This is a genomic window from Paenibacillus sp. J22FR5 (assembly GCF_059691975.1).
In genome coordinates this window covers 32,351-47,200 of the sequence record NZ_JCAUAN010000044.1, presented here as the reverse complement: position 1 = coordinate 47,200, position 14,850 = coordinate 32,351, and the positions used below count along the sequence as shown (strand labels likewise).

Below are 14,850 nucleotides of genomic sequence, written 5' to 3'. Positions count from 1 at the left end.
CTGTACGTTTTTAGCTTCTGTCCTTTTGTCGCCATGCCAAACACCCCCTAAAATAGTTTAGATTAACCCGGGGGTTTTTTCTAATGTCTATTTTAGGGGGTGCGGTTCAGTTGGGGGGGGGCATTTGTTTGGGTTCTATCAACTATGGTACAATGCTATCAATCATTGTCTCATGGGGGTACATCATGTTAAAAGAATTCAAGGATTTTGCATTCAAAGGGAACATGCTCGATCTTGCAGTTGGGGTTATTATCGGAGGGGCTTTCGGCAAGGTCATTACGTCTATCGTGAATGATTTGGTGATGCCGCTCGTTGGACTGCTCGTTGGTAAAGTGAATTTTAATAATTTGTTTATTGCATTAGATGGGAAACATTATGATACTTTGGCAGATGCTAAGGATGCACCCATTTTTAAATACGGTCAATTCATATCGACCTTCTTGGATTTCCTGATCGTAGCGTTCGTTATTTTCCTTGTTGTCCGTCAAATCGGTAAGTTTCGTAAGAAAGAAGCGCCGGTGGAAAAAGTTGCTACAACCAAAGCTTGTCCTCACTGTTTGTCTGATATTCCCGCACAAGCTTCACGCTGCAAGTTCTGTACTTCGGAGCTTTCGGCTGGGGGTAAGGTTAGCGGAAGTATTCAATAGATTGGTATAAAAAGAGCCCGTGTCGGATTACGACACGGGCTCTTTCGTTCGCAAGTCGGCGACCTCGCCTTGCTCGAAAGCGTTCGTTTGCAGCAGGTGAAGCAGCTGCTTTGCGGAGTCTTCGGGCGAGCGCAGCTCGCCCTGCTCTTTGAGCTGGACGAACCGGCTCACCTGCGGGAAGTCCTCTTCCGATGCAGCGCGAATCTCCCGCTGCATATCGGTATCCACCACACCCGGTGCCACGCTGCAGATCAGCACCGGGTGTGGTTGTTTCAATTGCTCAGCGCCGACGCAGCGCGTCAGCATGTCAAGCCCGGCTTTGGCGGTGCAATACGCACCCCAGCCGGGGTAGGGCTTGCGCCCCGCGCCTGAGGAGATGCCGACGACCCGCTTCACAATCGGCCACGTCCCCGTGAGCCGAATGAAGCTGTTCGTCAGCACCGCGGGTGCGACAAGATTGAGCTGCAGGCTGCGCTGCAGATCGTCCGGGTCTGCCCGGCCGATCGACGTCATCGGCTCGAGCATGCCCGCGTTGTTGATGAGCGTGATGGAGGTCACGCCATCGGGGTTTGAGAGGATTCGCTCCATGAGCGAATCAAGGCCTTCGGTTTGCGCCAAGTCGTAAGCGTGGAAGGTCAGCTGACCTTCCGCGCGCAGCGCCTTTTGGCGCAAGGTCTTGTTCTCGCTGCGGGACAGATAGTGGACCGCAGCTCCTTGCTCCAGCAGCTGCCGGATGATGGCAGCGCCCAGGCCTTTGGAACCTCCGGTAATGATATAAGTATCCATGGATGTCTTCATTCCTTTTCGAGATTAGTACTACGTCATAGCCTTGCTCTTCAATCGCATCTTTAAACGCATATGTAATCGCGTCAATGCTCACTTGGCTCTCATCGAATTGCGCATTGACCTCTTTATTAGCGAGGTTAACCTTTCCTTCCTCACCTAGTTCTTTCACTGCTTTCCACTAGCTTGCGCACCAGCCAAAGGGAACGAGGATCCGCTATTTTAAACAAATAAGCTGTTTGAGCGCTGGAAGAGAACGACGTTCCTCTATTCCTGTGAATTCTCGTTAAAATTCACGATTTTAACGAGAATAGCGCACTGACGTTCCCTTTCTCCTCAAAAAAGGCTGTTTTGACTAAAATAGCGGAACGACGTTCCCTCAAATCCCTTACCTATGCCAACTATACCGCTACTCGTTATCTCATCTGAACCCAAACAACGGCTTAGAAAAAGTAAAAGCCGAAGCGATCACAATCACACTTGCAAGAAGGTAATAACTTAGTATTTCTTGGTAACTCTTCTTCCTCACCAACAAATAATTTCCGATAAGCCATAACAAGATTTCAACCAGGAAGGCTATCCGTCCAATTGAGGTGTACATGCTAGCAACAAACAAAAATAGTCCCGGCATACCCATCACGATATTAAAAAGAATAAAGAAGACGAACGCTGAACCTTTTTTTGCCATGCCAGGCTGTCCCCTCCACTAGCTTACAGCCATCCATTTAATTATGGTTACTATCAGTACTCTTCTCCCTCATCACCAACGACAATGGCGCCTAATTTAGCAGCCATTTCTTTCATCTTCAGTATTTAAAAATCGTCTATAAATCTGGCTGTTATATAACTTTCTCTCCTACCCTTTTGTCACGATAGGTGAGTTCAGGGTCTGAACTGATGTACGCCTTCCATTCCTCCAGAGTTATTGGAACATCTTTATCAGCTCTTTTGATATTTATGTTATATCCCATTCGACACCTATCCTTAAAATTAGTTAGCCAGTTGATAATCTTTTTACATAAGCTTCTATACTTTCCTTGTATACTTGGCCCATCGGTTCCGGTAAATAGTGCAAATCAAAGTAACCCAAATCTCTTGACTCGGTAGCTTCCATGGCTAACTCACCCGTAGCTTTACTTGCCATATAAGCTGCTGTTATCGCATAAAACTCATCTCCGTTTGAGATTGTCTTATGATACTTAGGGCACGTTAGCCTCACCTCTGACCGCAAGGTATTGAAAATATTCCCTTATTTTAACATAACATTCATCCTCATGAACAAAAAAAGAATCTGCTGCTCACGGCAACAAATTCTCTTTAACCTTCGATTAATTATACACACCCAAGCTGTTAAGCTCGGCTTCCATCTCTTGTTTGAACATCACTTTATCGTTTTCTTCCATAAATGCCGCTTCCACACCATTCATGATTAGCTTCACTAGCTCCGGCGTTGTAAAAGCAAATCGGTCCGCTATCGCTCGATACTCATTCGTAATGTTGGTGCCCGATACGCTTGGGTTATCGGTGTTGATGGTCACGATCAACCCTTGATCCAAATATTCACGGATCGGATATGCATCCCACGAGGCCACAGCCTTCGTTTGGATATTGGAGATCGGACACATCTCAAGTGGAATACGCCGGTCTTTGACCATTTCCAAAATATCCGAGTTCTCTCTGAGCCTCACCCCGTGCCCAATTCGTGTGGCACCAAGATGTGTTACTGCCTCGTAGACGTTAACCGCACCCGCAGCTTCCCCTGCGTGAATGGTGACGGGAATGCCCAATTTATGTGACCTAGCGAACACTTCACGGAAGAATTCAGGCGGATACGTTGCCTCATCGCCCGCCAAATCAACGGCCACGACACCCTTCCCAACAAACTGGGCCGCCGCTTCAATGACTTCCAAATTATCTGCACAAGCATGATTTCGCATACAGATCGCAATAACGCCGAATCTCGTTCCAAAATCGCGTTGCGCTCGTTTCAGCCCCTCAATAACGTAGTGGAATGTCTCTTCCAACGTTAGCCCCTTATTGCGATGCAATTGCGGTGCGAAACGAACTTCCACATAGCGGCAATTGTGCTCCACGGATTGTTCAACCACTTCATAAGCAACCCGTTCTAAGGCTGCGCCTGTTTGTAGAAAGCGAGTCGTGAAATCGAATTTACCCAAGTATTCAATGAGACTGCCGCAGTTGTCCGTAACTCGCATATGCGGAATCAGCCCATCCGGTTCATAGACAGGGAGTGATATGCCTTGCTGGAGAGCGAGCTCCAGTATCGTCTCGGGCTTCACACTTCCATCCAAATGTAAATGAAGATCCACCTTCGGTAATCTCGCTAACAAGTCATTTGTTCGCATGTGAGCCATCTCCCATCTCTCCTTTTTGCCTCTCTTTGAGGCAGCGCGCCTCGAGAAGAATTTTAATAACTTTACTCGAATGTTAGAGTTATGTCAATATACATGACAATTATTTTATTTTATCAGTATATGCGTTAAGTTATCTAACATTTACAATTATAAATATAAAAACAAAAAATCCACAACAGGCTACTAAGCCTGCTGTGGATCTCTAAATGACGCCTCTTACGAAGCTCTCGTTCGAACTAATAAGTACAAAAAATATGGCGCACCAATAACCGCGGCCACAATACCCGTTGGAACCTCTGACGGTTGGAACATCCCTCGCGCGATAGTATCTGCGACGATTAACACCAACCCACCCGTGAGCGCCGATGCCGGAATCAAATACTGATGTTTCGGCCCTATCAGCCTTCTAGCTAGATGCGGACCGATCAACCCGACGAAGCCAATCCCACCGCCAACAGCCACACATGCGCCCGCATGCCATGCACAAGGAAAGGACAGTGAAAGAGACTTTTGTAGTTTTTGGTTTGTTGAAACGCAGCACGGTAAACTCTCCTGAGTATCTATTATGTATAATTGATATTGATTCTCAATTCATAATATTGAAATGATTATCACCTTCAATAACTCAGGGTAATTTAAGCTACGTTCAAGTATCTGATTATTTCCGCTGAATCACCTTCAGCGCCTCTCTTACGCTTAGCGGAGATAATTCATGGCTTGCAACGAAATCTCGTACGGCTTTGGCATCTGTCTTCGAATATTCGCGTAGCGCCCATCCGATCGCTTTGCGGATGAAGAACTCCTTCGAGTCCGCCATCGTCGTAATGCAGTGAAACAGCAGCGGTACATCGGTCTTCTTTTTATACTTTAATTGAAACAAGATCGCCGTTCGCTGCAGCCACATGTTATCAGAAGCTAACCATTTCGCCACATAGGCTGGAACTAACTCTGGGAATCGTTGAAGGTGAAAACCAATCAAATGATCCGCAATCGTGTCCACTGAGTCCCACCAAGATTTAGTCACAATAAAATGCTCCAGTAGGTCGATATGCTCGGCGTTCACCGTTTTTCTCACTTGCAAAAGCATCATAATAGCGGTGTACGCAAACTCGCGCTCAGGTAATGCCCAGAGCTCTTGGGCCACTCGAACCGCCTCCTCCCCTTTCGGAATTCCATGTTCCTTGGTGAATTGCTTGGTCAGTGCAACGCGCGCCGGATTTCGGATACCTAGGAATGGGAAATGATTCTTCATATAAGCTTCCATGCTGGGTGCATATTCCGCGTCCGCATGGGCTCTCAGCCATTTTTCCAGCTTAATTGTATAAGTTGATGCTATTGTAAACGTGCCTCCTCTTAGCTATCTCTACTGCGCTTATTGTAGCAATTCTCTAGTAATTCGGGTATGCTATTAGCAGAATTTTAATAGAGATGACGAATAGGATCGGTGAGAAACATGACGTATAAATTAGTTGCTGCTGACTTAGATGACACGCTGCTGCGTGATGATTTGACGATTTCGCAAGAGACGGTGGACGCCATGCATCAAGCGGTTGCCAAAGGTGTAACCGTTACAATTGCCACAGGAAGAAGCTTCGCTTCCGCTTCCAAAATTGCCAATCGCATCGGGCTCAACGTCCCTATTATTACGTATCAAGGGGCCTTGATCAAAAATTTGCTAGACGGAGAAGTCCTCTATGAGCGCACTGTACCTGTAGAGAGCGCCCGCTACCTGCTCGATTACTGTGAGAAAAACAACTATCATCTACAGCTTTACCATGGGGATGAGCTTTATGCAGGTGAGGATAACGATAAAATTAAAAACTACGTGCGTCTGTCCAAAACGCCTTATATCATTGGGGACTTGCGCCAATGGATTGATATTCCACAGCCGAAGCTGCTGATCGTTGACACACCTGAAGTTTGTGACCAAATTCGTGAAGAACTTCTCCCCATCCTAGGTGACCAAATGCACATCACGAAGTCCAAGCCTCACTATTTGGAGTTCATGCATAAGGAAGGTACGAAGGGTCATGCGATCACGTTCCTTGCTGAGCATATCGGCTGCTCTTTAGATGAAGTTATCGCGATGGGCGATGCTTGGAATGATCGTGAAATGCTTGAAGTCGCGGGTCTAGGCGTTGCGATGGAGAATGCGCTGCCTGAGCTGAAAGCGTTGGCGAACTTCGTGACGAAGAGTAACAACGAGGATGGCGTAAGGCATGTGCTTGAGACGTTTGTTTTGGCAGAGTAAGGCAAAACAAGAGACCCCCAGCAGCGTGCTGAGGGTCTTCCTTCATATTGTAGAGGAGGCTCCTCAAATAAACTTATAATTCCAATGTCATGAACGAACTATTGGGGTCAAGGGTGTAATCCGCAAACGGCTTACAATAGGTAAACCCAAAATTTTCATAAAGCCTTCTTGCAGGTTCGAAAGCTTCCATGGAGCCCGTTTCCAAGCTGATCCGCGTGTAACCGCGTTGCTTCGCTTCTTCAATGATGTGTTCAAGAATTCGCTTGGCAACACCTTTTCTGTGATGTGCCGAAGCAGTTCGCATTGATTTTAACTCTCCATGCTGACCATCAAGCTCTTTAAGAGCCCCGCAGCCAACTAATCCACCTTGCTCCCATCCACTCCAGAAGGTAACGTCGGGTCTTTTCAATCCATCCAGATTTAGGGCATGTGTACTTTCTGGCGGGGATAACGATTGCATATGCTGAAGATGTTCCATAATTAAGGCAACCACTTCTGGCCCACTTAAATCATCCACTTTAATCTCCAATATTCTCACTCCTCTGTCTCTAATTTTTAATCACTAGAATACAACATTACATCGGTCAATTTCAACCACTCTTGTGGTTCTATACAATATCCAGCCCTTTCAATGTGTCGTGTACCAAGCTTCTTTTGATACTGGACATTCTGGAGGTGGATGTGAGAACATAAGATATTCGCACTATGTAAGCGCTATCTAAATCTGTTAATGGCATAAACACTTCATGAGCTAAATATCCATATCCATGAAACAAAAGGAGCGTGAGATCATGTTCGACGGGGCATTACTCCAGGATAAAGTTGTGTTGATTACAGGCGGTGGCACGGGTCTCGGCCGTGCGATGGGCGAGAAATTCCTGTCGCTCGGGGCTAAGCTCGCCATCACCAGTCGGCGTGAGGAAGTGCTTGCGACAGCTGCGGCTGAAATGAGCGTTGGCGGCGGGGATGTGTTCTACCATCCCTGCGATGTGCGTGATCCTCAGCAGGTTGCTGCCATGATCACAGCGGTGGAGCAGCACTTCGGCCGCATCGACGTGCTGATCAATAATGCGGCGGGCAACTTTGCTAGCCCGACGGAGCATTTGTCGCCGCGAGCGGTCGATGCGGTGCTGAATATTGTGCTCCACGGGACGTTCTACACCACGCTGGAGTTGGGTAAAAGGTGGATCGAGCAAGGTGTGGGCGGTACGATGCTAAACATCGTGACCTCCTACGCCTCCACCGGATCCGCCTTTGTTGTGCCTTCCGCCGCCGCGAAAGCCGGCGTGCTTGCCCTCACCCGCTCACTCGCCGTCGAGTGGGCGCGGTATGGGATCCGGCAAGTCGCCATCGCGCCGGGCTTGTTCCCGACCGACGGCGCGTGGAGCCGATTGGCTCCCACGCCCGAGCTGTCGCAGAAGCTCCTGAACCGCGTCCCACTGGGACGGGTCGGGGAAAAAGATGAGCTGGCGAACCTCGCCGCTTATCTGATTTCGGACTTCGCCGCCTATATTAACGGCGAAGTGATCACGATTGACGGCGGCGAGTGGCTGCAAGGCGCCGGGCAGTTCAACGACCTGCTCGAGGTGACCGACGAGCAGTGGGTTTCACTCGCGGAGATGACCCGCAAGGGGAAATCGTAGAGTAAGAAAAAGCTGTCCCACAAGTAAGGTTAACTACTTGGGGGACAGCTTTTTTCGTTGTATTCATCTTTGTATATTCGCCATCGATGCCTTTTCGATACAGTGTGTGCCACGAGGGGGAACGAGGATTCACTATTTCGGCGAATCCAGCCCTATTTGTGGAGATAGAGGAACGACGATTCGCTATTTCCACGAAAGTAGTGGTTTTCGAGTGGATCAACGCGAAATAGTGCACTCTCGTTCCCTTTCACCTGAAAAATAGCCGTTTTCGGACAAATAGAGTACTGAGGTTCCCTTCGGCGTGACTGCTTCTCCTACAAAAAAACAAAACACGCTTATAGTCGCAAAGTTATGTATCTGTAAGCGTGTTTTACATCACTAAAGTGGCTATTGCTTCCTTACCCCTTCACAGCACCAGCCGTCATGCCCTTCATAATCTGCTCTTGGAATAGCAAGAACACGATAATCGTTGGAAGCACGGCAATCGCCAGTGCAGCCATCGTCAATTCATAATCGGTCATGTAGCCCGTTGCAAAGGCAGATAAGCTAAGCGGTACGGTTTTGAGCGCGGGCTTACTAATGAAGACAAGTGCGAAAGCGAAGTCATTCCAAAAGCGTAAAAACCCGAGTATCGCAACGGTTGAAAGCGCAGGTACACTTAGCGGAAGCATCATGCGGAAGAAAATCCCCCAGTAGCCCGTACCGTCAATCAATGCGGCCTCTTCGATTTCTTTCGGAATGCTGACTAAATATGCCGCCACAATGAAAATAGCTAAAGGCAATTCAAAGGCAACGTAAGGAAAAATAAGTGCGCCATACGTATTTAGCAGCCCTACTTTTTTCATGATAATAAAGAGTGGGACCAGTGTGCTATGAATCGGAATGAGCATCCCTAGCAGGAACAATCCTGTAAAAAAGGCCTTCAATTTAAACTCAAATCGCGCGATGACAAAGGCAGCAAGTGCTCCTAGTACCAGCGTTAACACTAGCGAAGCCACCGTAACTACGGTTGAGTTCCACAAGGAGAGTCCCATTCCCGAAACTTTCCATGCGCGGACAAGGTTATCCCACTTCCAGACTGTCGGCAGCAGAAAAGGCCGGGAATAAAACTCTTCATTTGATTTAACGGCACTAATAAATAACCATATTAACGGATACAACGTAACAAGTGCATATAGGGATAGAACGGTATTAATTGCACCGCGCGTCCATATTTTGCGCTTCTTAGCTCCAGCGGGAAAACCCGTCTGCATCGCTACAACCTGCTTCATAGATGTCCCTCCTGACGAATTATTGGTGTTTTAGCGATAGTCTCGCTTCATTAGATATTGACTGCCCACAATCAAAAGCAGGCTAAGAATAATGATCGCCGTGGAAAGGGCACTACCAAATCCGAAACGATACACGTTGAAGGTACTGTTGTACATATAGGAAGCCAGCAATTCCGTGGAATGCGCAGGTCCGCCGCCTGTCATGACATAAATCAGATCGAACGCCTTCAAGGAGCCTGAAATACAAAGCACGATCGCAACCTTCACGGTATCCCAAATCATTGGAAGTGTGACAGCAAATAGCTTACGGACCGGTCCGACACCATCCAATTGGGCAGCATCTTCAATTTCAGGAGAAATGTTTTGCAAAGCGGCAATGAACATAATCATGTAAGGTCCAATATAATTCCAGATGATCGGCACCATCAGTGCGAACATCGATACTTTCGGATCGGAGAGCCAAGCCTTCTTCCAGCTATCCAGGCCAACGCCATCAAGCAGGAAGTTCAAAATACCGATTTGCGGGTGATAAATGTATCCCCAGATAATCCCGACAACGACAGAGGACAACACCATGGGCATGAATACAGAAGCTCGAATGATGCGTTGAAAAGGTGTGCTTTTCATAAGAAGCAGCGCTAGGATCATCGCGATCGGCACTTGCCCGAAGACAGAAGCGGCGACGATAAGCATGTTATTTTTAAAAGCTTTCCAGAAGATTGGATCTGTGAATACTTCGACATAATTATCCATACCAATGAATTTAGCTGCTCCGATACCTTTCCAGTCGAAAAAGCCGTAGTACGCCGACCAAAAGAGCGGTACGATAACAAAAAACATATAGATGATTAAGGCTGGAAGGAGCCCTATGGTGATGAATCCTCTCATTCTTGCGGACACGTTCATGATGCCCCTCCTCATAAGCTTTTTTTGGAAAAAAGGCTCCAGCCGAGCTGAGGCTGGAGTCCTTTGGCCTTACTTTATTTGCCTAGCGCTTTTGCTTGTGCATCTTGCACTTTCTTGGCAATATCCTCTGGCTTACCGCCCATCAGAAGCTCTTGAAGTCCGTTGTTCACCACGTCTGCGCTTGCTGAGCTAAGCTTTCCATCATAGACAGGCGTCATTTTCACAGTGCCCATCATTTTGTAAACCTCTGCGAAGAGGGACGTTACTTTCGATGTATCTAGCGCTACTTTGTAGCTAACTAACTGATTGCCTTCCAAAATCGCTTTCTGTGCTTCTGGACCAGACAAAGCATAAATCAACTCGTAAGCAGCTTGTTTCTGTGCGCCTGTTACCTTTTTACTCATGCCTAAGCCTGTTCCAACAACACCGGATAGTGTGTTCGGATCACCCTTCCCATTCGGTACGGATGGCAATACAGTAACCGCCAAGTTCGCAAGCGTTTCTTTGGAAGTGTTCGAAGCAAGGTTAGGTAACGCCCAACCGCCGTCGATCATCATCGCTGCTTTACCTTGCGCAAACATTTGCTCCATTTGTGTGTTATCGATGCTGTTAAAGCCTTCTTGGAAAGCGCCTGCTTTACCAAGCTGTTGCAGGTACGTCAAGGATTGAACGAATTCTGGATCCGTGAACTTCGCACCATTTTGATCAACAGCTTTCAAGAACCACTCTGTTCCTGTTACGCGGTCAGCTAAGGAACTAAGGATACTGGATTGTGCAACCCATGCCGCTTTGTTACCAAGCGCGATTGGCGTTACGTTATTCTTTTTGAACGTATCCACTAGCTTCATCATATCGTCCCACGTTTTAGGTGGCTGTACATTGTATTTGTTGAAGATTTCTTTGTTGTAATAAAGAATGGATGTTGGCGATAAGGCCATTGGTGCCGCGTAGGTTTTGCCAGAAATCGTGAAATCATCGAAGGATCCTGGCATGAAGTTGCCTTTCCACTCAGCTTTGCTATCAAGAAGCTCATTAATCGGTTGAATCAAGTCGCCACCGACGAACTCCTTCGTCATCACACCTGGCCACATAACGAACAGATCCGGCATTTCATTCGCTGCTGCTACGGTTTTTAGACGTGGACGGTAGCCATCGGGTGGAATCCCCTGAATATCCAGCTCCACATTCGGATGATCCTTCTTGAATTTTTCCATATATTCGCGCATCGTTTTGGCACGTGTATCTTCGCCTGTATAGTTGTGCCAGATTGATAGTTTAACTTTCTCCGCAGGCTTCGCTGTTTCTGTTTTAGCTGGTGCCGTGCTTTCCTTCGCCCCATCTGTAGTTCCATTTGACCCACAGCCTGCTAACAACGAAATTGACATCGCAGCCGCCAGTGTAACGATAAATGACTTTTTCATTCGTTCGGACCTCCTAAAAGTTTCGTAGCAACTAGCTCCTCTACTTGCAAGCTTTCTTCGTTACTCCTTTAGTATAGGGGACATGGATTGGCAGAGGTACGGGAGAGACTTCGGCGCGAAGGGGGACATATTTCAGTCTTTGCCTCCTTGTCGAAACTCTGACGGCGTTCTTCCCGTGTGCTTTTTGAACTGTTGGGTAAAGTATTTAATATCCTCATAGCCCACTCTTCGGGCAATATCGCTCACTTTCATTTGCGTGCTCTGCACAATATCTGTTGCCAGCTTCATACGCTCCCTCGTTACGAACTCGAGATATGTACAGCCCGTCTCCCGCTTAAATACCTCACTGAAATGGTTGGGATTGATATGGACGAACCCCGCCACCTGTTGGAGCGAAATCGGCTGATGCAAATTATCCCGAATATACGCAATCGCTTTATGGATGTACGCATACTTATTCTGATCAAGCCCCTGATGGAAAATGCTCATGATCGCTGACAGCACCTTGAACACTTCTTCTTCAGGTCGGCCTTCTCCCTCAAGCTTAGATAGTACGCTCAGTGCCGACAAATCCTGCTGTGCAGTACTGGCTCTTTCTAACCAACGATGCCCAGCTACCACCATGGACTGTAAGTAGCCCTGAACGGAAAGCGGCGTTGCCGCGGTATCCTCCAGCTGTGCGCGAACCTTCTGGTTGACCCAGTGTCTGAGGTCTGTGGCGTTATCATTCATGAGAATTGCAGCAAGCTCTGACTCTTCTTTCTCTGTGCAAACCGTGCGACTTCCGCTTCGTTCTCGAATATCATCGAGTGTGTACAGGCCGGTTGAGCCGAGCAGCCCCTGATAGGCGAAAACTTCCTTGGCTGCACGATAGGACGCGAGAAGTCCCTCATCATCGTGCGCGACAGTTCCCAGTGCAGCAAAAACAGCGCATTTCAGTGTTTCGGTGACACGCTTGAGCGCTTTATTAAGCCCCGCAGCATCCGTTACCCCTTCTTCGTATCGGACGACGATTACGAAATGATCTTTATTCATCAGCGTCACACAAGGAAGAAGCTCGTACAACATATTCTCAGCGGCTCCTTGCAGAAGATCAGCGAACGTCACCCAGCCTGAGCAGGATACGAGAAGCACCTGTCTTGCAATCCCCGCGCCATCATCCGCTGAGACGTCGACGCCATTTTTGCGAAACCATTGGTGCAGCTGTGCGCGAGCCTCCTCATCATCGTATAAGCCACGATTCAGCGCCCTTTCTAGCAATTGTGAGCGCAGCGCGGCCTGCTTACGATTATCCTGCTTCACAGACTCCCATTTATCCATGATGTTCTGCTTCGCTTTCAGCGCAGCTTTAATAATTTCTTCCGGGCGGCTTGTTTTTAACAAATAATCCGTTACGCCCCCGCGCAAAGCCTGCTGCGCATAGCTGAAATCATCATACCCTGTCAAAATAACGATTTCTGTATCTGGCAGGATAACTTTAATTTCCCGGGCAAGCTCGATGCCGTCCATCCCTGACATACGAATATCAGTCAACACAATATGCGGTTTCTCATGCGGGATGCGCTCTAAAGCCTCTTCCGCTGAAGCTGCTGCAGGCAGCAGCTCCAAGCCAAGCTCTTTCCAATCGATTACGGTACATAGACCCGTTCGAATAATGACCTCGTCATCTACAATCAGAATTCTCATACCGACGACTCTCCCATCTCACGCGGAATTGTGAATGTAATTCGGGTACCTGTTCCAAGCGTACTTTCCAGAACAAGGCCTGAACCCGCTCCATAATGCAGCAGTAATCGGCGATGCACATTAATGAGTCCATAACTGGTCACAACCTTCTTCCTTTCTTCATCCGCTTCACTTCGGATACCGAGCTTCTGATTGGCCAAAGTCAACTGTCCATGAATGTCCCGCAGCTTGGCTTCATCCATCCCGATCCCCGTATCTTCCACGACAAATTTCATATCAAGCTCGCGCAGCTCGCCATGCACATAAATGTGTCCTTTGGTTTTTTTCTTCTGAATGCCGTGAATCAGGCTATTCTCAATCAAGGGTTGCAGCAGCAGCTTTAACATCACACTATGCGTCATGCCAGGGTCGATAAAAAACTCGATCTCGAACTGATCCGGAAATCGAATCGCCTGAATATAGGCATAGTTCTGAGCATGGGAAACCTCCTGCTGAACAGCGCAGAACTCCTCCCCCTTATTTAAGCTAAAACGCAAGAAATCGCTGAGTGCACCAATCATTTCGGCAATTTGCCGATCCTTATTCATCAGAGCAATCCAGTGAATAGACGACAGTGTGTTATATAAAAAGTGCGGATTAATCTGTGCCTGCAGCGCCATAATATCCGCCTCCTTCTTCATCGCTTCATTGAGCTGAACTTGATCCTTCAGACGGCCAATTCGCTCGCTCAGCTTGTTGTAGCTATGGACAAGTAAGCCAACCTCATCCACACTTTTCACCTCAAAAGTAGGAATGGTCTCGTCCGGGTTCAGATCCTTGAGATACTTGGTCAGCTTCATCAGCGGATTCGTCACCCATCGCAAGAAATAAAGCACCAATCCCATTGCCAACAAGAGCGCAATGATAATCGTGACGGCAGTTACGGTCAAGACGAAGTTATTTTGCTTCTGATAAATTTCCGTCGGAATGAAGCCGACTAATTTCCAATCAACACGCGGAAGCCCATTGTAGAGAACCGTATAGGGATGCATCCCTTGCAGCACGCTCGACACGCCGCTTGTCCCCGCAAGCCCCTGCATTTTAGGGAACACATCGGAGATACTCCGCATTAACCATTTCGGATCGCCACCAGCAATAATGCGATTATTCGCATCTACGAGGACAACAAAACCACTCGTTTCCCAGCCTGCGTCCGTCAAATAATGCTCAATTTCCGCTTGATCCAGGGAAAAAGATAACGTACCCAAGGTTTTGAATAAACTGAAATCCCGAATCGGTCGAACTAGGGAAATTACCTTTTTCAAACCGTCGGAGGTTTGAATTTCATATAGCGGCGACCACCATTTGGGCGCTGATTTATATACGGTTTCATACTGTTGCAAAAGTGGAGCTAAACCTGATCTTGTTATTGTGGTTGTAAACAACACAGGATTGCTATTTTTCGGCGTAATTGTAATATTGGCAATATACTTTTTGGAATACGATAAGTTCCATAACGTCGCAATGAGCTGCGAATAGAGATTGATATCGCTGTCTTCCTTACCCAAGTAGGATTGAACATCCCGTTGTCCGATCAGGAAGATCGACATATTCTCAACGTCTTGTATGACAAAATCAAGCTTGTCTGTCATTTGCTTCAACGTGTTCATCCCCGCCTGCTTCGCTTTATCCTCCGTCACGGAGGTTGCAATCCGGTAGGATACAGTCCCCATCGTAAGTAATGGCAATACAACGGCGAATAAAATAAGCAATGAGAGCTTGCGATTGAGTGATTTGGCAAACCACCGCTTCATGGGGTATCCCTCCTTTCTTGTTACGATACGTCTTGAGATAATGCTTAGCATTCCTCTTTCCTTGAGCTTTTTAC

Annotated in this window: 14 protein-coding genes and 1 pseudogene; 3 read left to right on the top strand and 12 right to left on the bottom strand. The window is 47.5% G+C overall.

Features of this window, described 5'->3' with window-relative positions; genetic code table 11:
- The first annotated feature begins 185 nt into the window (after positions 1-185).
- Positions 186-647, top strand: a complete 462-nt coding sequence (mscL, locus tag AC58P7_RS31330) for a large conductance mechanosensitive channel protein MscL (RefSeq protein WP_497349977.1) — start codon at positions 186-188, stop codon at positions 645-647.
- Between the two features lie 27 nt (positions 648-674).
- Here the strand turns inward: mscL and AC58P7_RS31325 are convergent, their stop codons facing one another.
- From AC58P7_RS31325 to AC58P7_RS31300, 6 genes and pseudogenes are all read right to left on the bottom strand, one after another.
- A complete protein-coding gene (locus AC58P7_RS31325) occupies positions 675-1,433 on the bottom strand; it encodes a (S)-benzoin forming benzil reductase (RefSeq protein ID WP_497349975.1) in 759 nt (252 codons plus the stop codon).
- 418 nt (positions 1,434-1,851) lie between these two features.
- A complete protein-coding gene (locus AC58P7_RS31320) occupies positions 1,852-2,118 on the bottom strand; it encodes a hypothetical protein (protein ID WP_497349973.1) in 267 nt (88 codons plus the stop codon).
- Positions 2,119-2,424: 306 nt separating this feature from the next.
- Positions 2,425-2,649 (bottom strand): NUDIX hydrolase, encoded by a 225-nt coding sequence (locus AC58P7_RS31315; RefSeq protein WP_497349971.1) that lies wholly within the window; start codon positions 2,647-2,649, stop codon positions 2,425-2,427.
- 109 nt (positions 2,650-2,758) lie between these two features.
- Positions 2,759-3,805, bottom strand: a complete 1,047-nt coding sequence (gene add, locus AC58P7_RS31310) for an adenosine deaminase (protein WP_497349969.1) — start codon at positions 3,803-3,805, stop codon at positions 2,759-2,761.
- A 216-nt stretch (positions 3,806-4,021) separates the two neighbouring features.
- A pseudogene (locus AC58P7_RS31305) lies at positions 4,022-4,279 on the bottom strand (iron chelate uptake ABC transporter family permease subunit); the annotation flags it as partial.
- A gap of 184 nt (positions 4,280-4,463) precedes the next feature.
- Positions 4,464-5,105, bottom strand: a complete 642-nt coding sequence (locus AC58P7_RS31300; protein ID WP_497349985.1) for a DNA alkylation repair protein — start codon at positions 5,103-5,105, stop codon at positions 4,464-4,466.
- 153 nt (positions 5,106-5,258) lie between these two features.
- Between AC58P7_RS31300 and AC58P7_RS31295 the strand changes: the two genes are divergently transcribed.
- Positions 5,259-6,056 carry an HAD family hydrolase gene (locus AC58P7_RS31295; RefSeq protein WP_497349967.1) on the top strand — a complete coding sequence of 266 codons (798 nt, stop codon included), beginning with the start codon at positions 5,259-5,261 and terminating at the stop codon, positions 6,054-6,056.
- A 73-nt stretch (positions 6,057-6,129) separates the two neighbouring features.
- Here the strand turns inward: AC58P7_RS31295 and AC58P7_RS31290 are convergent, their stop codons facing one another.
- Entirely contained in the window at positions 6,130-6,585 is a 456-nt protein-coding gene (locus AC58P7_RS31290; RefSeq protein WP_497349965.1) for a GNAT family N-acetyltransferase, read from the bottom strand.
- Positions 6,586-6,847: 262 nt separating this feature from the next.
- On the opposite strand from AC58P7_RS31290, the gene AC58P7_RS31285 reads away from it, so the two are divergent.
- Positions 6,848-7,699 (top strand): SDR family oxidoreductase, encoded by an 852-nt coding sequence (locus AC58P7_RS31285; RefSeq protein ID WP_497349983.1) that lies wholly within the window; start codon positions 6,848-6,850, stop codon positions 7,697-7,699.
- A gap of 398 nt (positions 7,700-8,097) precedes the next feature.
- Here the strand turns inward: AC58P7_RS31285 and AC58P7_RS31280 are convergent, their stop codons facing one another.
- From AC58P7_RS31280 to AC58P7_RS31260, 5 genes are all read right to left on the bottom strand, one after another.
- Complete coding sequence (locus tag AC58P7_RS31280; protein ID WP_497349981.1) at positions 8,098-8,952, bottom strand: carbohydrate ABC transporter permease; 855 nt, start codon at positions 8,950-8,952, stop codon at positions 8,098-8,100.
- A gap of 48 nt (positions 8,953-9,000) precedes the next feature.
- Positions 9,001-9,876: a carbohydrate ABC transporter permease gene (locus AC58P7_RS31275; RefSeq protein ID WP_497349963.1), complete on the bottom strand. Its 876-nt coding sequence runs from the start codon at positions 9,874-9,876 to the stop codon at positions 9,001-9,003.
- Between the two features lie 74 nt (positions 9,877-9,950).
- Positions 9,951-11,297: an extracellular solute-binding protein gene (locus AC58P7_RS31270; protein ID WP_497349961.1), complete on the bottom strand. Its 1,347-nt coding sequence runs from the start codon at positions 11,295-11,297 to the stop codon at positions 9,951-9,953.
- Positions 11,298-11,429: 132 nt separating this feature from the next.
- Positions 11,430-12,983, bottom strand: coding sequence for a response regulator transcription factor (locus AC58P7_RS31265; protein ID WP_497349959.1), 1,554 nt, complete (start codon positions 12,981-12,983; stop codon positions 11,430-11,432).
- Positions 12,980-14,776 carry a sensor histidine kinase gene (locus AC58P7_RS31260; RefSeq protein WP_497349957.1) on the bottom strand — a complete coding sequence of 599 codons (1,797 nt, stop codon included), beginning with the start codon at positions 14,774-14,776 and terminating at the stop codon, positions 12,980-12,982. The genes AC58P7_RS31265 and AC58P7_RS31260 overlap by 4 nt, the downstream gene beginning before the upstream one ends.
- Positions 14,777-14,850: the final 74 nt, after the last annotated feature.